This window comes from Stenotrophomonas sp. SrG, assembly GCF_050031795.1.
GTDB lineage: Bacteria > Pseudomonadota > Gammaproteobacteria > Xanthomonadales > Xanthomonadaceae > Stenotrophomonas > Stenotrophomonas rhizophila_A.
In genome coordinates, this window is record NZ_JBNBBE010000537.1 from 1 (window position 1) to 254 (window position 254).

The window sequence follows — 254 nt, forward strand, 5'->3', positions numbered from 1 at the left end:
CGACGCGCCGCCGGCGGTCTTCGACCTCGCCCCCACCCTGACTGCCGGCGAGGCCGGCCGCCACCTGTCGGCCTCGCTGATCCACCGCACCCCGCTGCGGCCGCTGCCCGCGCTGCTGGTGACGCCGGTAGCGGCGCCACCGGTCGCGCTGCTGCCCACCCGGCGTACCGGAAACTCGGTCAATGTCGGGATCGCCCCGGACGGGTTCCACCGCGCGCGCGTGATCAACCGCGTGATCGATGCCTACGTGCTCA

The 254-nt window shown here is 74.4% G+C and carries 1 pseudogene; it reads left to right on the plus strand.

The features are described from left to right. A pseudogene (locus tag ACQG3P_RS20770) lies at positions 1-254 on the plus strand (haloacid dehalogenase-like hydrolase); the annotation flags it as partial.